This window comes from Arthrobacter sp. 01N444 (assembly GCF_056399305.1).
Genome location: NZ_JBFTRB010000005.1, coordinates 234,466 through 257,380, shown reverse-complemented (window position 1 = coordinate 257,380; position 22,915 = coordinate 234,466). Strand labels below are relative to the sequence as shown.

Below are 22,915 nucleotides of genomic sequence, written 5' to 3'. Positions count from 1 at the left end.
GGGTGCGGCCGCTAGACTTGCGGGGGCCGCACCCCAGCAGTAACGGAAGGACAGCCTCTTGGCACAGCAGCTAAGCGATGACGAATTGTCAGCCGCCTTAGCTGGTGACCCTTCAGGTTTCAGCGCGGTGTACGCGGTTATTTCCCCGGCCGTGCTGGGCTACTTCCGGGCCCGGGGCGTGGACGACGCCGAGGCCCTGACCCAGGATGTGTTCGTAGACGTCCTGCCAAAGCTGGCCGGCGTCAGCGGCGGTCACGCAGGTCTGAGGACCTTCATTTTCTCCGTCGCCCACGCGCGGCTGGTCGACTACAGGAGGCGGGCAGAACGCACTCCGCATTTGGCCGAATACGATCCCCTGAACGACGCCCGGTACTCGGCATCCGCCGAGGACGAAGCGCTCGGATCCCTGGGCGGTATCTCGGACACCCTCGCGAGGCTCAATGAGGAGCAGCGCGAAGTTCTGGTCCTGCGGATCGTCGCGGACCTTTCCATCGAACAGGTGGCCGGCATCATGGACAAGACGCCGGGTGCCATCAAGCAGCTTCAGCGCCGCGGGCTCAGTGCCCTGCGCGAACTCGTAACCGAAAAGGACCACGCAGCATCATGACCGGCACCCGCGACCCCCAGCAGGATGGCACCATCCAGGCGATGCTGGGCGATTCCGGCCTCGAATCCGCGGCCGAGCTTCGGAGCGCGCTGGAACAGCTCCGCGCCGTGGTCCCGGATGCCGCTCCCGCGCCCCGCGCCGACCTCGCGGCCCTGCTCGCGGCCGGAGCAACCGGTCTTGCCGCCGCCCCTGACACAGCCACGACGACGGCGCTGCCCACCGTCGTGTCCGCGAAGAATGATGCCGATGAATCGCTGCCGGCCGGGGTCACCAGCCTGGCCGAGCGCCGCGGCCGGAAGCGCCGGCTGGCAATCGTCGGTGGCGCCGTCGTGGGTGCCATGACCCTTGGTGCCGGCGCCGTGGCGGCATCCAGCGAGGACTTCCGGCACAGCGTCAGCCACACCGTCGGGGTCATCTTCCAGACTCCGGGCCACGGCGGCGCACCGGCCCCCGAGCATGTCCAGCCCTCGCCGTCCACCATCCCCGCCCTTCCCGCGCCTGTCGCCACGCCGGGTCACGGCGCGCCCGGCACGCCCGGTGCTGACCCGTCCGGAGCATCGACGCCCAGCAGCTCCAGCGCCCCGGGCGCCCCGGCGGCCGGACACGCGCCCCCCGCCACGCCGCCCGCCGTCGGCCGCGACGGCATCCTGCCGACCCCCGGGCAGCGGCCCGGAGCGCCGGGGCTGCCCGGATCACCCGACCTTCCGGGCGGCGGCGGAAACGCAGGCAAGGATCTGCCGCGCGTTCCGGGCCACATCACGCCAACCCTGCCGGGCGTCGTTCCGACCAAGGCGCCCGGCCAGCCATAAGCCGCCCTTAAAGCACTTTGTTAACCCGGTTGCGCTATCACTTAGGGCTGTTCTGAGCGCTCAGAACGACCCAAAGTGATAGCGCAACGGGTTGGTTGGCGGGGGGGTGGTTCGCGGCGGCTCGAGTTGGGCTGTTCCTGCTGTTTAGGCCAGGACCTGCCGCTTCGAAGAGATGACGCCGGTGTCGAATCCGGCAAGGTGCAGGCCGCCGTGGAACCGGGCATGCTCAATCTTCACGCAGCGGTCCATCACGACGTCGAGTCCGGCGGCCTCGGCCTCCTTGGCAACGTCCTCGTGCCAGGAGCCCAGTTGCAGCCAGAGGGTCTTGGCGCCGGCGGCAATGGCCTCGTCCAGGACGCCGGGCAAGTCGCCGTGCTTGCGGAACACGTCCACAATGTCCGGGCTTTCCGGCAGGTCCGCGAGCGACGGATACGTCGGCTGACCCAGGATTTCCTTCACCACCGGGTTCACGAAATAGACCTTGTACCGGGTGGAGGACTGCAGATAGGTGGCCACGAAATAGCTCGCGCGCGAGGGCTTGTCCGATGCGCCCACAATCGCGATCGACTTCGCCTGCCGCAGCAGGTTCAGGCGCTCCGGCGCCGAGGGGCCGGTCCAGGTCCGTTCTTCAACACTCATCAGTTCGCTCCGATCGTGCAGGCTTCAGCCTCTGCGGATGCATCCGGGGCTGCTGCTTCCGAGGCGGCGTCCAGTGCCTGGTCCAGGTCCCAGAGGATGTCATCGATGTCCTCGAGGCCCACGGAGATGCGGACCAGGTCCTCGGGGACACCTGCCGCCTCGAGCTGTTCGGGGCTCAGTTGCTGGTGGGTGGTGGACCCGGGGTGGATGACCAGGGTCCGGGAGTCGCCCACATTGGCCAGGTGTGAGGCCAGCTGCAGGGACTCGATGAACTTCTGCCCGGCGGCCCGGCCGCCCTTGACGCCGAAGGAGAACACCGAGCCCGGACCCAGCGGCAGGTACTTCTGCGCCCGCTCGAAGTGCGGGTGCGAGGGCAGGCCGGAGAAGTTCACGTAGGCCACGCGCTCGTCCGCTTCGAGCCATTCGGCCACGGCCTGGGCGTTCTTCAGGTGCTCGTCGAGGCGCTGGGGGAGCGTCTCCACGCCCTGCAGCAGCTGGAACGCCGACTGTGGGGACAGTGCGGGTCCGATGTCGCGCAGCTGTTCGCAGCGCAGCTTGGTGAGGAACCCGTACTCGCCGAAGTTCCCCCACCAGGAGACGTTGCCGTAGGAGGCCACGGGCTCGGTCATGGTCGGGAAGTTGCCGTTGCCCCAGTCGAAGCGGCCGCTTTCGACGATCACGCCGCCGAGGGTGGTGCCGTGGCCGCCGAGGAATTTGGTGGCCGAGTGGATCACGATGTCCGCCCCGTGCTCGATCGGCCGCACGAGGTAGGGCGTGCTCAGGGTGGCGTCGACGACGAGCGGGACGCCGGCGTCGTGCGCCACCTTGGCGAGGGCCGCAAGGTCCTGGACCTCCGAGGACGGGTTGGCCACCACCTCCACGAAGATCGCCTTCGTGTTTTCCCGGACTGCGGCGGCGTAGTCCGCCGGGTCGGTGCCGGCGACGAATGTGGTGTCCACGCCGAAGCGGCGCAGCGTGACGTCCAGCTGGGTCACCGTGCCGCCGTAGAGCTGGGAGGCGGCCACGATGTGGTCCCCGGCCTGGGTCAGCGCGGCAAAGGTGATGAACTCCGCCGCCATGCCCGACGACGTCGCCACGGCGCCGATTCCGCCCTCCAGGGAGGCGATGCGCTCCTCGAACGCGGCCACGGTGGGGTTGCCGATCCGGGAATAGATGTTGCCGTATTTCTGCAGCGCGAAGAGGTTCGCGGCGTCCTGGGTGTCCTTGAACACGAAGGAGGTGGTCTGGTAGATCGGCACGGCGCGGGCGCCGTGCTCGGCGTCGGGGGTGCCGCCGGCGTGCAGCGCGCGGGTGCGGAATCCGAACTTGCGGTCAGCCATTACGCGTTCACCAGCTTGCTGGTAGTGCCGGCGTTTGCCGCCGGGGTCCGGGACAGGTCCAGTTCGGTGCCGTTCTTGCGGGCGAGGTCGGCCTCGAGTTCGCGGACGATCGGCAGGATGTCCTGGCCGAACGCGGCGACTTCCTCCTGGAAGTGGAGGTAGCCGGTCAGGAACAGGTTCACGCCGATCTTCTTGTACTCCACGATCCGCTCGGCGATCTGTTCCGGGGTGCCGATCAGCTGGGTCTTGAAGCCGTCGTTGTACTGGACCAGGTCCTCGAAGCTCGAGTCGGCCCACATGCCCTTGCCGTCCTTGGTGGCCGCCCCGGCTTCCTGGACGGCGGCGCGGAACCCCTCGACGGCGGGCTTGTGCGCCTTCTCGACGATCTCGCGGAGCGTGTCGCGGGCTTCCTTCTCGGAATCCCGGGCGATCACGAAGCCGTTGAGGCCGAACTTGGGGGAGGGGAGGGCACCTTCCGTGCCGCGACCGGCGGCACCTGACGCCGCCACGACGCCGGCGATGTTCTCCTTGAACCCGTCGAGGTCCTTGCCGTTGGAGAAGTACCAGTCAGCCACCCGGCCGGCGGTGGCCTGCGCGGCCGTGGAGTTGCCGCCGAAGAAGATCTCCGGGTGCGCCCGGCCCGGCACGTCCACCGGTGCCGGGTTCAGGGTGAAGTCGGTGATGTTGTAGTACTTGCCGGACTGGCTGTAGTCCTGCTCGGTCCAGAGCCCGCGGAGGACCTTGATGAATTCCTCGGTGCGGACGTAGCGCTCGTCGTGTTCGAGCCATTCGAGGCCGAAGTTGGTGAATTCGTCCTTGAGCCAGCCGGAGACGATGTTCACGGCGGCGCGGCCGTTGGAGATGTGGTCCGCGGTGATGATGTACTTCGCCAGCACGCCGGGGTGCCACATGCCCGGATGGACGGCGGAGATCACCTTGAGGCGCTCGGTGGCGGCCAGCAGCGCCAGGCTGAACGAGGTGGCCTCGTGCTGTTTGTCCGCGCCGTAGGAGGCGGCGTACCGGGTCTGGGTCAGGGCGTATTCGAAGCCGGAGTTCTCCGCGATCCTGGCCAGCTTCTTGTTGTATTCGAAGTCCCAGCCGGTGCGCTGTTCGATGGTGGATACCACCAGGCCGCCGGAGACGTTGGGGACCCAGTAGGCGAACTTGAGCGGTTCGGAAAGACGGGCGACGTTGCTGATCTCAGTCATGGGTGTTCCTTTACTTCCGGGTGGGGCTTGCTGGTGCCAGGATTTCCGCGGCGCGGTCGCGCAGCACATCCTGGATGCCCGCGATGGATGGTTCGTTCTGCAGCGAGGTGGTGTCGCCGAGCGTTGTGCCTTCGAACAGCTGGGTCAGCAGCCGGCGCATGATCTTGCCGCTGCGGGTTTTCGGCACGTCGGGAACGACGACGACGTCCCGCGGCTTGGCGATCGGCCCGATCTGCTTCGCGACGTGCGCCTTCAGCACACCCTGGATGTCGGGGGTGGCCGCCGAATCCTTCAGCACCACGAACGCGACGATCGCGTGGCCGGTCTTTGGGTCCGCGACCGGGCAGACGCCGGCCTCCACCACGTCCGGGTGGGTGACGAGCGCCGATTCGACCTCGATGGTGGAGAGCAGGTGTCCGGAGACGTTGAGGGTGTCGTCCACCCGCCCGAGGATCCAGATGTCGCCGTCGTCGTCATACTTGGCGCCGTCACCGGCGAGGAACCAGCCCTGCTCGGCGTATTGGCGCCAGTACGAATCGAAGTAGCGGCGCGGGTTGCCCCAGACCGTCCGGGCGATCGCCGGGCCGGGGGAGTCCACCACGATGAAACCCTGGACGCCGGGCGGCACCGTGTTGCCGGCGTCGTCCACGATGCGCGTGCTGACGCCGGGCAGCGGGCGGGCCGCGCAGCCGGGCTTGAACGCGGCGTCCGTCGGTGCCGGGGAGAGGATGGTGGCGCCGGTTTCGGACTGCCACCACGTGTCCACCACGGGGGCGGTGCCGGCGCCGATGTTGGTCCGGAACCAGCGCCAGGCCTCGGGGTTGATGGCCTCGCCTACCGTGCCGAGAAGACGGATAGAGGAGAGGTCGTACGTGTCCGGGACGCCGTCCGGGAACCAGCCCATGAGGGAGCGGACCAGGGTGGGCGCGGTGTAATACTGCGTGACCGCGTAGCGTTCGATGATCTCAAAGTGCCGGCCCGGGTGCGGGGTGTTGGGCGTGCCCTCGAAGATGACCTGCGTGGCGCCGTTGGAGAGCGGGCCGTAGAGCTCATAGGTGTGCGCGGTGACCCAGGCGAGGTCGGCCGTGCACCAGTGCACGTCCTTCTCCCGCAGCGCGGGGTCGGGGTTGCTGAACAGGTGCTCGAAGCTCCATGACGCCTGTGTGAGGTAGCCGCCGGAGGTGTGGACCAGCCCCTTGGGCTTGCCGGTGGTGCCGGAGGTGTACATGATGAACAGCGGCGTCTCGGCGTCGAACGCCTCGGCTTCGTGAGTCTCGGAGGCGGTGCCGACGGCGTCGTGCCACCACACATCGCGGCCGGCGGTCATCGGGACGGTGTCCAGCTCGTCCGCGGGAGTGGTCCGGTTGACCACCAGGACGTGTTCGATGGCGTTGTCGCCGGAGACGGCGGCGTCCGCGTTGTCCTTGACCGGTACGGCGGTGCCGCGGCGGAACTGGCCGTCGGTGGTGACCAGGAGCTTGGCGCCGGTGTCCTCCACCCGGAACTTCAGGGCCTCGGCGGAGAATCCGCCGAAGACCAGGGAATGGATGGCACCGATCCGGGCCACTGCGAGGGTGATGATCACGGTTTCGGGGATGACGGGGAGGTAGATGACCACCCGGTCGCCCTTGGTGATGCCGAGATCCAGGAGGGCATTTGCGGCTTTGGAGACCTCGCGCTGGAGTCCGGCGTAGGTGACGGCACGGCGGTCGCCGGGCTCGCCCTCAAAGTGCAGGGCCACCTTGTCTCCGCGCCCCGCCGCTACGTGGCGGTCGACGCAGTTGTAGGCGACATTGAGCCTGCCCCCTTCGAACCAGGTGATCTGCGGTCCGGTGCCGGCCTCGACGTCGGCCGGGACCCGGCGGTGCGCGGTGTGCCAGGGCTTGGTTTGCTCCGTCGCGCCGCCGGGCAGGTCCGCCCAGTCGAGGCGGAGAGCCTGGGTTTCCCAGAACGCAACCGTCTCTGCCTGGACAGTTCCCGCGGTCGCGGCGCCGCCGTGCCGGGGAAGGTGGTTTCCGAAGGTGGTGCTGCGGTGACGCGCCGGCCCATCGGCGGGGACGCCGTGCACTGCGCCGTCCGTGGACTCGTTCAGGGACCATCCCGAAGAGCCGCGAGAGGAGCCGGGCGCGTCACGCAGCCCTGCTTCGTTCGCCGTCGCGTCCGAAGTGGTTTGGGGGAATGCCTCGGACGCAGGCCGGGCAAAGGTGGGCAGAGCGGAAGAATTCTCAGGGGTCATTGCTGCACTCCATCGGTCCTGGCAGTAGCACCCTTGGTTGCTCCGGCTCCCTCGAATTTCACCGAAGGAGGGCGGAGCGGTGGCGTGGGAATGGTCGTCCCACGTCACCGGGGGGTTGCTGCGGCGTCATCGATCCAGGTCTCTCGGCCGCTCGGGATGGTCACTACCTACTAGAACTTCAGATGCACGATTCCGCAAAATCGGCGTCCGGGAGCGCCGTAATATTCGTTCACCCGGCGTGGGTCCGACCCAAATCATTCATTTATTCGACAATTGCCCGGAAAGGTCGCAGGAGTAAGGTTGATGCATGGCCCATGTTAACGATCCGGCAGTCATTGACCGCCTCATGCGAACCAAAGGCACGTGGGCGGTGGTCGGCCTCACCACCAACGAATGGCGCTCGGCGTATGAGGTCTCCCTCTATGTCCGGGACCGGATGGGCATGACCATCATTCCGGTCAACCTTCCGGGCGACGATGTCCACGGCGAGAAGGGGTACCGTTCCCTGTCTGACATCCCGGCGGAGAAGCACCCGATCGACGTCGTGGACTGCTTCGTCAACTCCCACAGGGTGGGCGCAGTCATAGACGAGGCCATCGCAGTAGGCGCCAAGGCCGTCTGGCTGCAGCTGGGCGTCTTCGACGACGCCGCGACGGACCGGGCCAGGGCCGCCGGGCTGGACGTCGTCGTGAACGCGTGCCCCGCCCGCGAAGGCTGGCGCGTGGGCATCTAACGGCCCGGGAATGACGATCAACAGATCGGGAAGAGTCGGTTACAAAATGTGACCGGCTTTTTCTGTATCCGGCCTCCTGCCGTGTGAGATGGACTCGTAACCATCCCGAGCGGCTGAGAGATCTGGCTCCGTGACGCCGCAGCAACCCCCTCCTTTGAGGACGGTGCTACCGCCAGGACCGATGGAGAACCACTGTGTTCTGAGGCTCCCCGGCTTCGCTCAGCGCTGCCCGGAAGCCAGGACCCAGGGCTTTCCTCGGGCGAGCCCGGAGGAAATCATGAACACGCAGACAGCGGCAGCGCCGCGGCCCCGAGCAGGTGGGGGCCTGTGATCGAGATCCAGAACGTCAGCACGTCATTCGGTTCGGCCGCGGGACCTTTCACGGCCGTCGATGACGTCAGCCTGCACATCAGGCGGGGCACCATCCAGGGCATCATCGGGTTCTCCGGCGCCGGCAAATCCACGCTGCTGCGCAACATCAACCTCCTCGAGCGCCCGACGTCGGGCCGCGTCCTGGTGGACGGCGTGGACCTGGTGACCCTGTCCGACGCCGAGCTCCGGACCAAGCGGCATGACATCGGCATGATTTTCCAGCACTTCAATCTCCTCAACAACCTCACAGCCCAGGAAAATGTGGAGCTGTCCCTGAAGTTCGCCGGCGTCGGGAAGGCGGAACGCCGGCGGCGGGCCGCCGAAACCCTGGAAATCGTGGACCTCGCCGACAAAGCGGGAACGTATCCGGCCAAACTCTCCGGGGGCCAGAAACAGCGGGTGGCGATCGCCCGCGCCCTTGCCACCGGGCCCAAAGTGCTGCTCTGTGACGAGCCGACGTCGGCCGTGGATCCCCGGACGACGTCATCGGTCCTGCAATACCTGGCCGACGTCAACGCCGAATTCGGCATCACAATCGTGGTGGTCACCCACGAGATGAATGTCATCAAGGCCATCGCGGACAACGTCGCGGTCATGGAAGAAGGCCGGGTGGTGGAGCAGCTCGACCTCGCCGAACTCCAGCGCCCCGGTTTCCACCCGGCGACGTCGATCGGCCGCTACCTGGTCTCCGATGAGATCCAGCTGGACCGCTCCGGGAGGGGCACCCACACCACAGCCGCGTCGGAGGGCCTGATCAATGTTTGACCGCATCCTGGAAGTCCTGCCCGAAATCGGCGTCGCCATGGGACAGACCCTCACCATGCTGCTGGTGGCCATCCCGCTGGCGGTGCTGCTCGGGACACCGCTGGGTGTCCTGCTCTACACCATCGGTCCCAACGGGCTCAAGCACAGGCCAAAGCTGCACCGGGTCCTGGACGGGCTGGTCAACCTGCTCCGCTCGTTCCCGTTCCTGATCCTGCTGATCGCGATCATTCCCGTGACCAGGTTCATTGTCGGCACGACCATCGGCACGGCCGCCGTCATTGTCCCGCTGACCCTCAACGCCATTCCGTATTTCGCCCGCTTCGTGGAACAGAACCTGAGCCAGCTCGGCGGCGGAGTGGTCGAAGCGGCACGGTCCATGGGCGCCAGCCGGTCCCAGATCGTCCGGGACGTCCTGATTGTGGAGGCGAAGCCCGGACTCGTCAGCTCCATCACCATCATGACCGTCAGCTTCATCTCCTACTCGGCGATGGCCGGACTGGTGGGCGGCGGCGGAATCGGCGACTTCGCCATCCGGTACGGCTATTACCGCTACGAAACGCCGCTCATGATCACCGCCATTGTCCTGATGATCCTGCTGGTCACCATCGTTCAGCTGGGCGGATCCTATGTTGCCCGGCGCCTGGACAAGCGCCTCTGAGCGCCGGCAGCACCCTCGTCCCACCTCCCACAGCGGAAAGCACCCCATGACTTCAACGCCCAGTACCCGTTTCGACGGACCCCGCCCGCGCCTGCTGATCAGCGCCTTCGTGATGAACACGTCCAGCCACATCATGGGCGGCCAGTGGCGGCGCCCGGAAGCCCAGCAGCACCGGTTCAACGAACTCCAGCTCTGGATCGACCTGGCCCGCCAGCTCGAAGGCGCCAAGTTTGACGCGATCTTCTTCGCCGACGTCGTCGGTCTCTACGGCGACTACGACGGCGGGTGGGCATCGCTGCTGAAAAAGGGCCTGCAGGTGCCGTCCAACGACCCCCTCATCCTGCTGTCCGCGCTCGCCACGGGAACGCGGGAGATCGGGCTGGCCGCGACGTCGTCGGTGATTCAAAGCCATCCGTTCCAGTTCGCCCGGCAAATGTCCACGCTGGACCACATCAGCGGCGGCCGCGTGGCCTGGAACATCGTCACCAGCGTGCTGGAAAACGCGCACCGGAACTTCAACGCCACCGAGCTGACCAAGCATGACGAACGCTACGACTGGGCGGACGAATACGTCGAGGCCGCCTACAAATTGTGGGAAGGATCCTGGGAAGACGACGCGCTGCTCCGGGACAAGGCGACCGGGGTCCACGCGGACCCGGAGAAAGTCAGCAAGATCTACCACCGCGGGCCCCGGTACTCGATCGACGGACCCCACCTCGCGGCCCCTTCACCGCAACGCACCCCGGTGCTTTTCCAGGCCGGGAGCTCCGGCCGCGGCCAGCAGTTCTGCGCCGCCAACGCCGAGGCCACCTTCACACTCGCGCCGAGCACCGAGGTGGCCGCGAAGTACACCGCGGCCGTCCGGGAACAGGCCGTTGCCGCCGGCCGCCATCCGGATGACGTGAAGTTCCTCCAGGGCATGCACTTCGTGGTGGGCGGCACCGAAGCCGAGGCGAACCGCAAAGCCGACGAGCTCGAGGACAGCCTGGACATTGAAGCCCTGCTGGCCCACGTGGGCGGCGGGTTCGGCGTCGACCTCGGCGGCCTGCCGCTGGACACCCCGCTCGGGGACCTTGAAACGGAAGGCAGCCAGGGACATCTCACGGCTATCCGCGCCTCCGTCCGCGGCGGCAACCCCACCCTCCGCGACATTGCGCTCTACCGCAGCCGGGCCAACCGGGTGGTGGGAACGCCGGACCAGATTGCCGACCGTCTCGAGCAGTGGCAGGACGCCGGAATCGACGGCATCAACATCATCAACCAGACCATCCCCGGCTCCTACACCGACTTCATCGACGGTGTGCTGCCGGAACTGCGCAGCCGCGGCCTCGCCCAGACCGGCTACGCGCCGGGAACCCTGCGCGAGAAGCTCTTCGGCGCCGGGCCACGGCTCAACGGACGGCACCCCGCCGCGGCCTTCCGGGGAGCCTTCACCGAATTCTCCGCGGCGGCCGAAAACCAGCCCGCCAGCGTTACCGCCCAGTCATAGCCCAGCGCGAACCACCACAAAGGACCAAGACCATGCAGCGTAGAAATTTCCTCAAATATGCCCTCGCCGGTGCCGGTGCTGTCTCCGCCGCGGCACTGACCGGCTGCGGCCTCACCAACCCCGGCGGTGCCGGCGCCAGCGGCGGCAAGACGATCAAGATTATCGTCACCGAGTCCGCCCCGTACCAGGAACCGACCAAGCTGGCCCAGAAGCTGCTCGCGGCCCAGGGCTGGACCCTGGAGCCCACGTACGTCACGGACATCATCCAGCCCAACCTGGCCGTGGCCAACGGCGAATTCGACGCCAACTTCTTCCAGCACAACGCCTACCTGAAGCAGTTCAACCAGGACAAGGGCCTGGAGAACGTGGGACTGTTCTACGTCTACAGCGCCCCGGGCGGCATCTGGTCTGACAAGTACAAGTCCCTGAACGAGCTCCCGGACGGCGCCAAGATCGGCATTCCCGTGGACCCGGCGAACAACGGCCGTGCCCTGTTCATGCTGCGCGACGCCGGCCTGCTGGAGCTGTCTGACGCCACCGTGATCCACACCTCGCAAAAGAACATCACGGCCAACCCGAAGAAGCTGCAGTTCGTGGAAGTGGACCAGCAGTCCCTCGCCAAGACCCTTCCCGATGTCGACGCCGGCTTCCTGGTCGCCCGGATGGCCGCGGATGCCGGGCACAGCAAGGACGACGCGCTGGCCTTCGAAACGGATGCGGACCAGGTCCCGTTCCGGATCGTGGTTGCCGGGCGGAAGGATTTTGCCGGGTCGGAGAAGGCCGCGGCCCTTAAGGCCGCCTTCCAGTCACCGGAGGTCAAGGCCTGGTTTGCCAGCTACCAGAAGGGCATCCTGCCCACCCCCTGGGACCGGGACCCCGCCGCCGACGCCGCCAAGCTCTAGCCCGGCCACCAGCAACCAAGGGAACGCATGTCCTACGCACCAGAGACCACAGCCCCCGCAGCACATTCAGCACCATCAGCGCCGTCGGCCGAAGCCGCCTACGAGAGGCTGGCGCAGCGTTTCCGGCCCGTGTTTGCCCGGATCGCGGAGGACGCGCTGGCCCGCGAGCAGGACAGGGTCCTGCCCTTCGAACAGGTCCGCTGGCTGAACGAGGAAGGCTTCGGCCGGCTGCGGGTGCCCACGGAACACGGGGGCGACGGCATCGGCTTTGAGCCCTTCTTCCGGCTGCTCATCGAACTCGCCGAGGCGGATTCCTCCGTGGCCCACCTCTACCGCTCGCACTTCGCGTTCGTGGAAACCGTCGGCCTGGAATCCGAGGACTTCCGGAACCGCTGGTACCCGAAAGTGGTGGCCGGCGAGATCTTTGGAAACGCCGCCACGGAGAAATCCGGCAATGTCCTCGGCACCACCGGAACCAAGCTGACCCGCCACGGCGGGGACTGGCTCTTGAACGGCAGGAAGTACTACACCACCGGCACCATCTTCGCCGAGTGGATTGCCGTCATGGCCAGCACCGCGGGCGTGGAGGGCCGGCAGTACGCCGTGGTCAGCACCACCCAGCCCGGAGTGGAAATCCTCGACGACTGGGACGGGTTCGGCCAGCAGCTGACCGGCACCGGCACCACGATTTTCCGTGACGCCGTGGTGCCGGACACCAACATCATCCGGCGCTCGGAATCCACCACGCACGAGCCGGCCTTCTTCCAGCTGGTCCTGCTCGCCGTCCTGGCGGGCATCGGCCGGGCGGCAATGGCCGACGCGAGGGCGCTGGTCCGCGACCGCAAGCGCACCTTCAACACCGGCTCCGGCGAACTGTTCCGCCACGACCCGCTGATCCTGCAGCTCATCGGCCAGCTCTCGGCCAAGGTCTTCGCGGCGGAATCCGTGGTGCTGGCCGCCGCCCGGGAGCTCGACGCCGGCGCGGACCAGAACCTGGATCTCACCCCGGAACAACGCTACGTCCGCGGCGAGATCGCGGTGGAAAAGGCGCAGCTTCTGGTGCCCGAACTCGTCCAGTCCGCGGCCCAGCAGCTCTTCGACGTCACCGGGGCGTCCGCCACGTCGAAGTCGAAATCGCTGGACCGGCACTGGCGCAACGCCAGGACCGTTTCCACCCACAACCCCGCCGTGTTCAAGGCCCGCACCGTGGGCGACTACGAAGTCAACGGCACCAGCCCGGAAGGGCTGCACAGCATCGGCGACGCCCGCACCGCCGCGCAGGCAGGGTGAGGCAGGCCGCAGCCGGATAGCCCGCACAGCCGGGCAGGCCGCAGCCCGATAGGCTCGTGCCATGGACGTTGCCACCCTCCGCGAGATCTGCCTGAGCTTCCCCGGTGCGTTTGAGGACTTTCCTTTCGGCCCGGAGACATCGGTTTTCAAGGTGCGGGCGGGGATCGCCGGCGGCACGAGGCAGGACGCCAAGATGTTCGCGGCATCGGCCATGGACCCGGCCGACTGGTCCGTGAGCCTCAAATGCGAGCCGGCCCTTGCCGAACAGCTGCGGGCCATCCACCCGGAAATCACCGGCGCCTGGCATATGAACAAGACGCACTGGAACGGGGTCCGGCTGGACGGATCGTTGCCGGACGGCATGATCCGGGACATGGTGGAGGATTCCTATGACCTGGTGGTCGCCTCGTTCAGCCGGAAGCAGCGGGAACAGCTGGGCTGGGCGGGACTGGCCAGGGGCGAGGACACATGAGCGGTGATCCTGGTGCCGGCGCGCGGGACGGGCTGAACTATCCGGGCATTGGCTCCACTGAGCATGGCCAGGCTCCGGCAGGCTTTCCCTGCCTGGTGTCCCGGGCGTACCTCGGCGACGGCCCGGCACTGTACCGGAGGGTGGCGCAGGGGATTCTGACCTGGCAGCTGCAGAGACGCTCCGGGCTGCGCGTCCGCACCGACTCCGACGCCGTCGTGCCCGGCGCGCGCGTGGTGAGCGGATTCGGCGTCGGACCCTTCCGGATCAACGCGCCCTGCGAGGTGGTGTGGGTGCGCCGGCCGGTGCCCGGCGACGGGCCGCAACGAGCCGGGTTCGGGTACGGCACACTGCCCGGTCATCCCGTGCGGGGCGAGGAGGCCTTCGAAGTGGAGATCGACGCCGTCGGCCGGGTGTTCCTGAAAATCACGGCCTTCAGCCGGCCGGCCAACTGGTTCTACGCGGCCGGCCGCGCCCTCACGGGACGGGCACAAAGGCATGTCACTTCCCGCTACATTGGGAGTGCACACGAACTGGCCGCAGGTGAAAGCTGATCAGGAGCAGATGGATGCTGGAACAGAAAACCCTTGACCAATTGTGGAACTTCGACGACCCCGCCGGGTCCGAAGCCCGGTTCCGGGCGGCGGCCGCAAATGAACGCTACGACGCCGACGAACGCGCCGAACTCACCACCCAGCTGGGCCGGGCCATCGGGCTGCAGGGCCGCTACGAGGAAGCCGACGCCCTGCTGGATGCGGTCGATGCCGACGAGCCCACAGTCGCGGTGCGGGTGCTGCTGGAACGCGGCCGGGTGCTCAATTCCAGCGGCCACCCCGAGATGGCCGTGCCGCTGTTTGAACAGGCGGCCGAACTGGCTGACTACCTGGTCGAGGAATTCCTGGCCGTGGACGCGCTGCACATGCTCGCCATTGCCGACTCCGCCCACGCCGAGACCTGGACCCGGAGCGCCCTGGAGTACGCGTCCACGGTTCACGATGAGCGGACCAAACGGTGGGTGGTTTCGCTGCACAACAACCTCGGCTGGACGCTGCATGACGCCGGCCGGTGCACCGAGGCCATGGTGGAGTTCCAGCTCGCCGAACAGTGGGCCGACCGGATCGGCACCCCGCGGCAGCAGGAACTGGCCCGCGAGGCCATCAAGGCCTGTTGACCCGCCAACTGGCCATGTGACCCGGCATGGTCATTCTGGAAGAATGGAACCTCCGGAAAACCAATGAAAGGCTTCAGCCCATGATCTTCATCGTCGTCAAATTTAAGGTCAAGCCGGACTGGTCGGAGCGCTGGCTGGGACTCGTTAACGATTTCACCCAGGCCACCCGCCAGGAGCCCGGCAACCTGTGGTTCGACTGGTCCCGCAGTGTGGAGGACCCCAATGAATTCGTCCTGGTTGAGGCCTTCAAGGATGACGCCGCCGGGGCCCACGTGAACAGCGCCCACTTCAAGCAGGCTATGGCGGACATGCCTCAGGCGCTGGCCGAGACGCCCCGGATCATCAGCCGGCAGCTCGACGGCGACGGCTGGGACCGGATGGGCGAGCTCACCATCTAACCGGCAATGGATACGCTTATGGCATGTGGATCGGCTGGATTGAATTCGACATCCTTCTGGGCGACGTTCACAGCCTGAAGGAGAAACGTTCCATGGTGCGGCCGCTGCTTGCGGAGCTGAAGCGCCGCTTTGATGTCTCCGTGGCCGAGGTCGGGGACCACGAACAGTACCGGCGCACGCAGTTGGGCGCCGGCCTGGTGGCAGCAGACCGGGCACACGTCGTGGAGGTTCTGACCGCCGTCGAACGCTTCGTGGCGGCCCGGCCCGAACTCGAACTCCTCAGCGCACGGCAACGGGAGCTCCGCAGCGACGATTAAACAACGCGGGGTCACTTAGCGCCCATCCCGAGGGGATTTATGGGCGGTAAGTGACCCCGCGTTGCTTTGAGCGGTGGGGCTTAGCCGAAGTACTTCGGCAGGGTCGCCTCGTGGGCTTCGCGGAGCGCGTCGAGGCTCATGGTCTCGACACCGTTGATCTCCAGCGTGCCGCCCTCGGCGTCCACCACACCGATCCGGACGTGCGCGAAGCCGCGGGCGGTGCACATGTCCGTGAAGCGGATTTCCTCCGAGCGGGGCACAGCGACGACGGCGCGGCCCTGGGTTTCGGAGAACAGCGCCGTGAACAGGTCCACGCCGTCGCGGTCCAGGACGTCCTGCAGGGCGATTCGGGCGCCCACACCGTAACGCAGGGACGACTCCACGAGGGCCGCGGCGAGGCCGCCTTCGGAGAGGTCGTGGGCGGAATCCACCATGCCGTCGCGGGAGGCGTTGATCAGGATCTGTCCCAGTTCGCGCTCGGCGTCGAGGTCAACCTTCGGCGGCAGGCCGCCCAGGTGTCCGCGCATGTTCGACCATTCCGAACCGTCCAGCTCTGCCGCCGTCGTGCCCAGCAGGTAGATGGCCTGGCCGTCTTCCTTCCAGCCCGACGGCGTGCGGCGGGCGACGTCGTCGAACTTGCCCAGCACTGCCACCACGGGGGAGGGGTGGATGGGGGTGGTCCCGGTCTGGTTGTACAGCGAGACGTTGCCGCCGGTGACCGGGATGCCGAGGACCATGCAGGCGTCGGACAGGCCGCAGATGGCTTCGGCGAGCTGCCACATGACGTCGGGGTCCTCGGGGGAGCCGAAGTTCAGGCAGTCGCTGACGGCCATCGGCACGGCACCTGAGGTGGCGACGTTGCGGTAGGCCTCGGCCAGGGCCAGCTGAGCGCCGTGGTACGGGTCCAGGTAGGTGTAGCGGCCGTTGGCGTCGGTGGCCAGGGCCACGCCGAGGCCGGTTTCCTCGTCCACCCGGACCACGCCGGCGTCGTCCGGGAACGCCATGGCGGTGTTGCCGCCGACGTAGCGGTCGTACTGCTTGGTGATCCAGGACTTGTCGCACATGTTCGGGGAGGCGACGAGCTCGGTGATGGCGGCGGCCAGGTCCGCCGGGGCGGAGGGACGGCCGGCGTCCTGCACGGACCCGGTGAAGGAGTCGGCCTGGACGGCGTCCTGCCATTCGGGGCGGGCATACGGTCGGTCGTAGACCGGGCCGTCGTGGGCCACGGTGCGCGGGTCGACGTCGACAATGACCTCGCCTTCCCACGTGATGATGAGGCGGCCGGTGTCGGTCACCTCGCCCAGCCAGGAGTACTCCACCGCCCACTTGTCCATGACCGCTTCAAACGCGGCGATGTTTTCCGGGGTGACCACGGCCATCATGCGTTCCTGCGACTCGGACATCAGTATTTCGCCCGGGGTCAGGGTGGGGTCGCGGAGCAGCACGGAGGTCAGCTCGACTTCCATGCCGCCGTCGCCGTTGGAGGCAAGCTCGGAGGTGGCGCAGGAAATGCCGGCGGCGCCGAGGTCCTGGATGCCCTCCACCAGGGATCCCTTGAACAGCTCGAGGCAGCACTCGATCAGGACCTTCTCGGCGAACGGGTCGCCCACCTGGACCGCGGGGCGCTTGGACGGCTTGGTGTCATCGAAGGACTCCGAGGCCAGCACGGAGGCGCCGCCGATGCCGTCGCCGCCGGTGCGGGCACCGAACAGCACCACCTTGTTGCCCTTGCCGGAGGCGTTCGCGAGGCGGATGTCCTCGTGGCGCATCACGCCGACGGCCAGCGCGTTCACCAGCGGGTTGCCCTGGTACACGGAGTCGAAGACCATTTCGCCGCCGATGTTGGGCAGGCCCAGCGAGTTGCCGTAGCCGCCGATCCCTGCCACGGCGCCGTGCATGACGCGGGCGGTGTCCGGGTGGTCAATGGCGCCGAAGCGCAGCGGATCCATCACCGCTACCGGGCGGGCGCCCATGGAGATGATGTCGCGGACAATGCCGCCGATGCCGGTTGCGGCGCCCTGGTAGGGCTCCACGAACGAAGGCGAGTTGTGGGACTCAATCTTGAACGTCACGGCCCAGCCGTCGCCCAGGTTGGTGACACCGGCGTTTTCGCCGATTCCCACGAGCATGTCCTTCTTCATTTCCTCGGTCACCTTGTCGCCGAACTGGCGCAGGTGGTTCTTCGAGGACTTGTAGGAGCAGTGTTCGCTCCACATCACCGAGTACATGGCCAGTTCCGCGCCGGTGGGGCGGCGGCCCAGGACCTTGACCACCTCGTCGAACTCGTTCTGCTTCAGGCCCAGTTCGGCCCAGGGGAGTTCGGTGTCCGGGGTCTTGGCCGCGTTCTCGACGGTGTCGATGTTGAACTTCCGGGCGGTCTCCGCGGGTGCCGCCACTGCGGGTGTCTCCGTCATTTGTTGTCTCCCACGATCTTGTTCAGGACAGAGGTGAAGAACCCGAGGCCCTCGGTGCCGGAGCCGAGCTCGGGACCGAAGCCGGCCTCCACAGCGTGCTCGGGGTGCGGCATGAGGCCCACCACGTTGCCCGCGGCGTTGGAAATGCCGGCGATGTCGCGCCGAGAGCCGTTCGGGTTGAAGCCGACGTAGCGGAACACAACGCGGCCTTCGGCCTCGAGCGCGTCCAGGGTCTTCTCGTCGGCGATGTACTGGCCGTCCTGGTTCTTCAGCGGCACGGTGATTTCCTGGCCGGCGGCGTAGTCCCCGGTCCAGGCGGTGGTGTTGTTTTCCACGCGCAGGACCTGGTCGCGGCACATGAACTTCAGGTGGTCGTTCTTGATCATGGAACCGGGCAGCAGGTGCGACTCGGTCAGGATCTGGAAGCCGTTGCAGATGCCCAGCACGGGCAGCTTGGCCTCGGAATTGGCGGCGTCGATGATCCTGGACATCAGCGGCGCGAAGCGGGCGATCGCGCCGGCGCGGAGGTAATCGCCGTACGAGAACCCGCCGGGAATCACGACGGCGTCAACGTCACCCAGGGTGGTGCCGGCGTGCCAGAGCTCCACCGGGGTGGCGCCGGCCAGACGGACCGCACGGGCGGCGTCGCGGTCGTCCAGGGTGCCGGGGAAGGTGACGACGCCGATCTTCGCACCGGCGAGCCTGCGAGCACCAGGAGCGTTGGCGGCGACGGCGACGGCCTCGCCGATCAGGGGGAGTTCAGTCATTTCAGGCCTCAACGACCTCGACGTTGACGACGTCCTCGATGACCGGGTTGGACAGCAGGGTCTCCGCGGCGTCGCGGGCCTGGGCCAGGATCTCCTCGGTCACCTCGCCGTCGACCGTGAGTTCAAAGCGCTTGCCCTGGCGGACAGAGCTGAAAGCGGTGAAGCCCAGCCGGGGCAGAGCACCGACGATGGCCTTCCCCTGCGGGTCCAGAATCTCGGGCTTGGGCATGACGTCGACAACGATCCGGGGCATCCGGTAACTCCTGTGCGTGAGCGTTGGGTAAGGGCGCAGCGGAGTGGTGCCGTCTCACGCCGATCCGCTGTGTGTTGGACTGGTGAATACAGCGTGAAAGGGCGCTCCGCGAGCTTGCATGCCCATTCTACCGGCCACCGTGCGTCCGGCCGTATTCGGGCGGGGAGTGTGAACGCGGCCTCCCCGGCAGGTCCTTGAGCTGGGGAGATGGCGTCGCGGGGGCGGCTGCGCCCTATGGTCGGGGCTGCCGCGGGTCAGTAGGATGTGCGCATGGCTGAGAAACCGAAATCCGTGGTGTTGTCTGTTGTGGCCGTCGCAGTGTTCGCCGGGCTGGGCCGGATGGTTCTGCAGAAGATCAAGGCTGACCGTGCGGCGAAGGCGACCAAGGTGGCCGGCCCCCTGGATGAGAAGACCCGCGCATGGATCAGCGACGTGGTCCGGACTCCCCGAAAATAGGCCGGCGGATCACGAGCGGGCCGGCGGCGGGCCCGAAGATCGTAAGTCGTCGCGGCCTCCGGCGCTGAGCCGGCGCATGCTGGCGTAGGCACTGTGCCCGCCGGAGTCCAATTGACGCAGTTCAGCATCCTCGCCATCGCATCGTGTCGTATTGCGTGACAAATTTTAAATACCTCCTTGTGGTCTATGTCATATCTCGCTCTCGGTCTGTACTGTATGAATCGGCTGGTATCCGTGGGGGCGGGCCGGGCGACCGCCCGGTGAGTTCCCGCCAGTCCGTTGGGCCCGGCGTTGGAGTCGGGCCGTTCCTTTACGAAAGGTTCAAACACTCGTGACATCACCAGGAAAGAGCTTCCTTCGAAGCGGGGGACTCCGGAGGGCCGCGGCACTGACCCTGGGCTTGCCGGTTCTTCTGTCCAGCATCGCGATCGCCCCCGCCAATGCGGCCCCGGCGCAAGGCCCGGGCGTAGCCGGCGTCGCACAGAAGAATATCGATCCGAACAACTACAAGGACGGCCGCTACATAGTGGTCATGGCGGAGAAGCCTTCCGCGACTTACGACGGCGGGACGGCCGGCCTGCCGGCCACCAAGCCTGCCTCCGGCAAGAAACTGGATGCCACCAAGGCCGAAGTCAAGCAGTACAAGGCCCACCTGGAACAGAAGCAGGCCCAGGTGGCCGGCCAGCAGGGCGTCAAGATGCAGCGCCAGTTCACCGCAGCCCTCAACGGCTTCAGCGCCAAGCTGACCGCGGACCAGGCCGTGAAACTGGCCCGGGACCCGTCGGTCCTCGTCGTCGCGCCGGACACGGAGAACGCACCCGATTACTCCACCGCCGACTTCCTGAAGCTCAGCGGGCCCAACGGCACGTGGAACACCAAGTTCGGCGGCCAGGACGCGGCCGGCAAGGGCGTCGTGGTCGGCGTCATTGACACCGGCTACACCCCCTCCAGCGCCTACTTTGCCGGCCAGGAGGTCAAGCCCCTCACCGGAAATCCCGTCGTCGGCGTGCCGTACCGCACCCCGGACGGCAAGATCGCGATGCTCAAAGCCGACGGCGAAACCTTCAAGGGCGAATGCCAGGTCGGCACCGACTTCGACGGCACCGCCTGCAACTCCAAGGTCCTGAGCGCCCGCTACTTTGGCGAGGACTTCGCGGCCACTGTCCCGCCGGAAGACTGGGCTCCGGGCGAACGGCTGTCCCCGGTCGACGCCGCCAGCCACGGAACCCACACCGCCAGCACGGCTGCCGGCAACGCCAATGTCGAGGCCATGGTTGACGGCAGGAGCTTCGGGCTGACCAGCGGCATCGCGCCGGCCGCCAAGCTCTCCGTTTACAAGGTCTGCTGGGAAGACAACGATCCCAACTCCGGTGGGTGCTACTCGTCCGCGTCCGTCGAGGCCATCAACAAGGCCATCGAGGACGGCGTGGACGTCCTGAACTACTCCATCTCCGGCGCCACGGATACCACCACCGATCCGGTCTCCCTGGCATTCCTGTCCGCCGCCTCGGCCGGGATCTTCGTCGCGGTCTCCGCCGGCAACTCCGGCCCGACCGCCAGCACCGTCAACCACGGCGCGCCCTGGCTGACCACGGTCGCGGCCACCAGCTTCTCGCAGGAACTGCAGGGCACGGTCGAGTTCTCCGACGGCAGCAAATACCGCGGCGCCAGCATCATGAACGGCCAGGTTTCCAATGCCGGCGTCGTGCTGGCAGCCAACGCAGGAGCCGCCGGGAAAGCCAGCCCGAATCTGTGCGGCCCCGATTCGCTGGACCCGGCCAAAATCACCGGCAAGGTTGTGGTCTGTGACCGCGGCGTCGTGGACCGCGTCGCAAAGAGCGCCGAAGTCAAGCGCGGAGGCGGCGTCGGCATGATCCTCGTGAACCTGTCCGTCTCCTCACTGGACACGGACAAACACTCGGTCCCCACCGTCCACGTGAACCCGCCCGCCACCGAAGCCATCAAGGCCAAGGTCACGGCCAATCCGGCCATCACGGTTTCCCTGGTCAACAAGGACACCACCGGACTGCCCCTCGAGGCGCAGCCGCAGATCGCCGGGTTCTCTTCCCGCGGCCCGCTGCTCGCTGAAGGCTCCGACCTCCTCAAGCCCGACGTCGCGGCGCCCGGCGTGGCCGTGCTGGCCGGCGTTTCGCCGATCGGCACCGGCGGCGACAACTTCGGTTTCCTTTCCGGCACGTCAATGGCCTCCCCGCACGTAGCCGGCTTCGGCGCGCTGATCCTGGCCATGAAGCCCACGTGGTCCCCGGCGGCGGTCAAATCCGCGATGATGACCACCACGAGCGACGTCAAGAACGCCGACGGATCCAAGAACACCGATGTCTTTGCCACCGGCGCAGGCCAGGTGGACCCGGCCCGCGTGCTGGATCCGGGCCTCGTCTACGACGCCAGCGAGGCCGACTACCTGGAGTTCATCCACGGAACCACCAAGGCGCGGGACATGAACCTGCCCTCCTTCGCCCTCGGCAACCTGGCCGGGAAGATCGAGGTCACCCGCACGCTGACCGCCCTGACCCCGGGGGTCTACAAGGCCCAGTTCAACGTTCCCGGCATCAAGGTCAGCGTGACCCCGGCTGTTCTGAACTTCCGCGCCGCCGGCGAGAAGCGCACGTTCAAGGTCTCCTTTGAGAACCAGGGCGCGCCCCTGGGCAAGTTCGCGACCGGTTCGCTGACCTGGCAGGGCGCCAATAAGAATGTGGCGTCGCCGATCGCGGTCCGTCCGCAGTCGGTCGTGGCCTTGTCCGACGTCGCCTTCACCTCCGAGGGTGGCAGCGGTTCCGGTGCCATCAAGGTGGTCTCGGGCACGAACGCGCCGACCAACATGACCCTCGACGGTCTTTCGAAGGCCGACTCCACGGCCGTCGAGCTCGTCCCGGGTCCGTTCACCGGCGGCCCGGATGCCTCCAACGTAGTCAAGGACGTCACAGTCGTGGCCGGCTCCCCGCTGGCCAAGTTCTCGGTCATTTCCGCGGATCCGAAGGCTGACTTCGACATGTACGTCATGACCCCGAACGGTCCGCTGACGGTCGCGACGTCGTCGGCCAGCGAATCGGTGTCCATCCCCAACCCGACCCCGGGTAAGTACACGATCTACGCCAACCTGTACGCCAGCCCGAACAACCAGGCCACCAAGGCCTCGGTCGACGCCGCCGTGCTCGGCAAGGTCGAGGGCAAGGCCTCGCTGAGCCCGAACCCGCTCCGGCTCGCCAACGGCAAGGCCGGCAAGGTCACGCTGAGCTGGGATGGGCTTCAGGTCGGTTCGTACATCGGCCGGGTCACCTTCGCCGGTGCCAGCGATCCCACGTTCGTCTCAGTCCTGGTGACCCCGGCCGGGACCGTCGTGGTCCCGCCGACCTCCGAGGACCAGGATTCCAATGACGGTCCGGGTGACGACGCCGATGGCGACAACTCCCACAAGGACAAGAAGGACAAGGGCAAGAAGGTGAAGGAGGAGCAGGGCAAGATGCAGAACAGCGATCAGTCCTTCGCCCCGAACTACGCCATCTAGGCGACGCCATTTAGGCAGAAGCAGCACCAAAATACGGCATCGGCCGGCGGCTCACACCGCCGGCCGTTGCCGTTTAATCCGCCGGGGGCGGAGCCG

At 67.2% G+C, this 22,915-nt stretch carries 22 protein-coding genes and 1 riboswitch; of the genes, 15 read left to right on the top strand and 7 right to left on the bottom strand.

From position 1 onward, the window contains the following. Nucleotides 1-58: 58 nt before the first annotated feature. Nucleotides 59-607, top strand: a complete 549-nt coding sequence (locus AC1DKN_RS08855; protein ID WP_476871048.1) for an RNA polymerase sigma factor — start codon at nt 59-61, stop codon at nt 605-607. Continuing rightward, complete coding sequence (locus tag AC1DKN_RS08850; protein WP_476871047.1) at nt 604-1,416, top strand: hypothetical protein; 813 nt, start codon at nt 604-606, stop codon at nt 1,414-1,416. Before AC1DKN_RS08855 ends, AC1DKN_RS08850 begins: the two co-directional genes overlap by 4 nt. Nucleotides 1,417-1,560: 144 nt before the next feature. Here AC1DKN_RS08850 and AC1DKN_RS08845 read toward each other — a convergent pair whose 3' ends face one another. From AC1DKN_RS08845 to acs, 4 genes are read right to left on the bottom strand one after another with little or no spacing between them, the layout of a single operon-like run. Continuing rightward, nucleotides 1,561-2,055, bottom strand: coding sequence for a CoA-binding protein (locus tag AC1DKN_RS08845; RefSeq protein WP_230011882.1), 495 nt, complete (start codon nt 2,053-2,055; stop codon nt 1,561-1,563). Further along, on the bottom strand, nt 2,055-3,395 hold the full coding sequence (locus AC1DKN_RS08840; RefSeq protein WP_476857653.1) for an O-acetylhomoserine aminocarboxypropyltransferase/cysteine synthase family protein: 1,341 nt from the start codon (nt 3,393-3,395) through the stop codon (nt 2,055-2,057). Before AC1DKN_RS08840 ends, AC1DKN_RS08845 begins: the two co-directional genes overlap by 1 nt. Then, nucleotides 3,395-4,603, bottom strand: a complete 1,209-nt coding sequence (sfnG, locus tag AC1DKN_RS08835; protein ID WP_476857654.1) for a dimethylsulfone monooxygenase SfnG — start codon at nt 4,601-4,603, stop codon at nt 3,395-3,397. Before sfnG ends, AC1DKN_RS08840 begins: the two co-directional genes overlap by 1 nt. A 10-nt stretch (nt 4,604-4,613) precedes the next feature. Then, a complete protein-coding gene (gene acs / locus AC1DKN_RS08830; RefSeq protein WP_476871046.1) occupies nt 4,614-6,839 on the bottom strand; it encodes an acetate--CoA ligase in 2,226 nt (741 codons plus the stop codon). A 307-nt stretch (nt 6,840-7,146) separates the two neighbouring features. Here acs and AC1DKN_RS08825 point away from each other — a divergent pair, with 307 nt between their 5' ends. The 11 genes from AC1DKN_RS08825 (at nt 7,147) to AC1DKN_RS08775 (ending at nt 15,403) form a co-directional block, all read left to right on the top strand. After that, nucleotides 7,147-7,572: a CoA-binding protein gene (locus AC1DKN_RS08825; RefSeq protein ID WP_476871045.1), complete on the top strand. Its 426-nt coding sequence runs from the start codon at nt 7,147-7,149 to the stop codon at nt 7,570-7,572. A gap of 97 nt (nt 7,573-7,669) precedes the next feature. After that, nucleotides 7,670-7,760, top strand: a riboswitch (SAM riboswitch). Nucleotides 7,761-7,899: 139 nt separating this feature from the next. Next, nucleotides 7,900-8,709, top strand: a complete 810-nt coding sequence (locus AC1DKN_RS08820) for a methionine ABC transporter ATP-binding protein (RefSeq protein WP_476871044.1) — start codon at nt 7,900-7,902, stop codon at nt 8,707-8,709. Continuing rightward, nucleotides 8,702-9,367, top strand: a complete 666-nt coding sequence (locus AC1DKN_RS08815; protein WP_018776122.1) for a methionine ABC transporter permease — start codon at nt 8,702-8,704, stop codon at nt 9,365-9,367. The genes AC1DKN_RS08820 and AC1DKN_RS08815 overlap by 8 nt, the downstream gene beginning before the upstream one ends. A gap of 46 nt (nt 9,368-9,413) precedes the next feature. Beyond that, the gene (locus tag AC1DKN_RS08810) at nt 9,414-10,856 is read left to right on the top strand and encodes an LLM class flavin-dependent oxidoreductase (RefSeq protein WP_476871043.1); all 1,443 of its coding nucleotides are present in this window, start codon (nt 9,414-9,416) and stop codon (nt 10,854-10,856) included. 32 nt (nt 10,857-10,888) lie between these two features. Then, nucleotides 10,889-11,758 (top strand): MetQ/NlpA family ABC transporter substrate-binding protein, encoded by an 870-nt coding sequence (locus tag AC1DKN_RS08805; RefSeq protein ID WP_476871042.1) that lies wholly within the window; start codon nt 10,889-10,891, stop codon nt 11,756-11,758. A gap of 27 nt (nt 11,759-11,785) precedes the next feature. Continuing rightward, nucleotides 11,786-13,048, top strand: a complete 1,263-nt coding sequence (locus AC1DKN_RS08800; protein WP_476860041.1) for an acyl-CoA dehydrogenase family protein — start codon at nt 11,786-11,788, stop codon at nt 13,046-13,048. Nucleotides 13,049-13,109: 61 nt separating this feature from the next. Beyond that, nucleotides 13,110-13,520, top strand: coding sequence for an MmcQ/YjbR family DNA-binding protein (locus AC1DKN_RS08795; RefSeq protein WP_476850505.1), 411 nt, complete (start codon nt 13,110-13,112; stop codon nt 13,518-13,520). Next, nucleotides 13,517-14,071 (top strand): DUF1990 family protein, encoded by a 555-nt coding sequence (locus AC1DKN_RS08790; protein ID WP_476871041.1) that lies wholly within the window; start codon nt 13,517-13,519, stop codon nt 14,069-14,071. The genes AC1DKN_RS08795 and AC1DKN_RS08790 overlap by 4 nt, the downstream gene beginning before the upstream one ends. Nucleotides 14,072-14,085: 14 nt before the next feature. Next, entirely contained in the window at nt 14,086-14,688 is a 603-nt protein-coding gene (locus AC1DKN_RS08785; protein ID WP_476871040.1) for a hypothetical protein, read from the top strand. Nucleotides 14,689-14,768: 80 nt separating this feature from the next. Next, a complete protein-coding gene (locus AC1DKN_RS08780) occupies nt 14,769-15,086 on the top strand; it encodes a putative quinol monooxygenase (RefSeq protein ID WP_079555298.1) in 318 nt (105 codons plus the stop codon). Nucleotides 15,087-15,109: 23 nt separating this feature from the next. After that, nucleotides 15,110-15,403: a DUF503 domain-containing protein gene (locus AC1DKN_RS08775; protein WP_223914525.1), complete on the top strand. Its 294-nt coding sequence runs from the start codon at nt 15,110-15,112 to the stop codon at nt 15,401-15,403. A gap of 80 nt (nt 15,404-15,483) precedes the next feature. Here the strand turns inward: AC1DKN_RS08775 and purL are convergent, their stop codons facing one another. From purL to purS, 3 genes are read right to left on the bottom strand one after another with little or no spacing between them, the layout of a single operon-like run. Further along, nucleotides 15,484-17,817 carry a phosphoribosylformylglycinamidine synthase subunit PurL gene (purL, locus tag AC1DKN_RS08770; protein WP_476871039.1) on the bottom strand — a complete coding sequence of 778 codons (2,334 nt, stop codon included), beginning with the start codon at nt 17,815-17,817 and terminating at the stop codon, nt 15,484-15,486. Continuing rightward, a complete protein-coding gene (gene purQ, locus AC1DKN_RS08765; protein WP_476857663.1) occupies nt 17,814-18,584 on the bottom strand; it encodes a phosphoribosylformylglycinamidine synthase subunit PurQ in 771 nt (256 codons plus the stop codon). The genes purL and purQ overlap by 4 nt, the downstream gene beginning before the upstream one ends. Before the next feature lies 1 nt (nt 18,585). Further along, nucleotides 18,586-18,837: a phosphoribosylformylglycinamidine synthase subunit PurS gene (gene purS / locus AC1DKN_RS08760; protein ID WP_018776110.1), complete on the bottom strand. Its 252-nt coding sequence runs from the start codon at nt 18,835-18,837 to the stop codon at nt 18,586-18,588. A gap of 270 nt (nt 18,838-19,107) precedes the next feature. On the opposite strand from purS, the gene AC1DKN_RS08755 reads away from it, so the two are divergent. Beyond that, a complete protein-coding gene (locus AC1DKN_RS08755; RefSeq protein WP_028278002.1) occupies nt 19,108-19,293 on the top strand; it encodes a hypothetical protein in 186 nt (61 codons plus the stop codon). A 331-nt stretch (nt 19,294-19,624) separates the two neighbouring features. Next, nucleotides 19,625-22,819 carry a S8 family serine peptidase gene (locus AC1DKN_RS08750; protein ID WP_476871038.1) on the top strand — a complete coding sequence of 1,065 codons (3,195 nt, stop codon included), beginning with the start codon at nt 19,625-19,627 and terminating at the stop codon, nt 22,817-22,819. Nucleotides 22,820-22,915 lie beyond the last annotated feature (96 nt).

What these genes read in the sequence shown, in the direction of transcription:
- AC1DKN_RS08815 (WP_018776122.1), top strand. Translation starts at nt 8,702, where the DNA reads ATGTTTGACCGCATCCTGGAAGTCCTGCCCGAAATCGGCGTCGCCATG.
- AC1DKN_RS08850 (WP_476871047.1), top strand. Translation starts at nt 604, where the DNA reads ATGACCGGCACCCGCGACCCCCAGCAGGATGGCACCATCCAGGCGATG.
- purS (WP_018776110.1), bottom strand. Translation starts at nt 18,837, where the DNA reads ATGCCCCGGATCGTTGTCGACGTCATGCCCAAGCCCGAGATTCTGGAC.
- AC1DKN_RS08845 (WP_230011882.1), bottom strand. Translation starts at nt 2,055, where the DNA reads ATGAGTGTTGAAGAACGGACCTGGACCGGCCCCTCGGCGCCGGAGCGC.
- AC1DKN_RS08840 (WP_476857653.1), bottom strand. Translation starts at nt 3,395, where the DNA reads ATGGCTGACCGCAAGTTCGGATTCCGCACCCGCGCGCTGCACGCCGGC.
- AC1DKN_RS08785 (WP_476871040.1), top strand. Translation starts at nt 14,086, where the DNA reads ATGCTGGAACAGAAAACCCTTGACCAATTGTGGAACTTCGACGACCCC.
- AC1DKN_RS08805 (WP_476871042.1), top strand. Translation starts at nt 10,889, where the DNA reads ATGCAGCGTAGAAATTTCCTCAAATATGCCCTCGCCGGTGCCGGTGCT.
- AC1DKN_RS08775 (WP_223914525.1), top strand. Translation starts at nt 15,110, where the DNA reads ATGTGGATCGGCTGGATTGAATTCGACATCCTTCTGGGCGACGTTCAC.
- purL (WP_476871039.1), bottom strand. Translation starts at nt 17,817, where the DNA reads ATGACGGAGACACCCGCAGTGGCGGCACCCGCGGAGACCGCCCGGAAG.
- AC1DKN_RS08800 (WP_476860041.1), top strand. Translation starts at nt 11,786, where the DNA reads ATGTCCTACGCACCAGAGACCACAGCCCCCGCAGCACATTCAGCACCA.
- AC1DKN_RS08790 (WP_476871041.1), top strand. Translation starts at nt 13,517, where the DNA reads ATGAGCGGTGATCCTGGTGCCGGCGCGCGGGACGGGCTGAACTATCCG.
- acs (WP_476871046.1), bottom strand. Translation starts at nt 6,839, where the DNA reads ATGACCCCTGAGAATTCTTCCGCTCTGCCCACCTTTGCCCGGCCTGCG.
- AC1DKN_RS08825 (WP_476871045.1), top strand. Translation starts at nt 7,147, where the DNA reads ATGGCCCATGTTAACGATCCGGCAGTCATTGACCGCCTCATGCGAACC.
- AC1DKN_RS08795 (WP_476850505.1), top strand. Translation starts at nt 13,110, where the DNA reads ATGGACGTTGCCACCCTCCGCGAGATCTGCCTGAGCTTCCCCGGTGCG.
- AC1DKN_RS08810 (WP_476871043.1), top strand. Translation starts at nt 9,414, where the DNA reads ATGACTTCAACGCCCAGTACCCGTTTCGACGGACCCCGCCCGCGCCTG.
- purQ (WP_476857663.1), bottom strand. Translation starts at nt 18,584, where the DNA reads ATGACTGAACTCCCCCTGATCGGCGAGGCCGTCGCCGTCGCCGCCAAC.
- AC1DKN_RS08780 (WP_079555298.1), top strand. Translation starts at nt 14,769, where the DNA reads ATGATCTTCATCGTCGTCAAATTTAAGGTCAAGCCGGACTGGTCGGAG.
- AC1DKN_RS08755 (WP_028278002.1), top strand. Translation starts at nt 19,108, where the DNA reads ATGGCTGAGAAACCGAAATCCGTGGTGTTGTCTGTTGTGGCCGTCGCA.
- sfnG (WP_476857654.1), bottom strand. Translation starts at nt 4,603, where the DNA reads ATGACTGAGATCAGCAACGTCGCCCGTCTTTCCGAACCGCTCAAGTTC.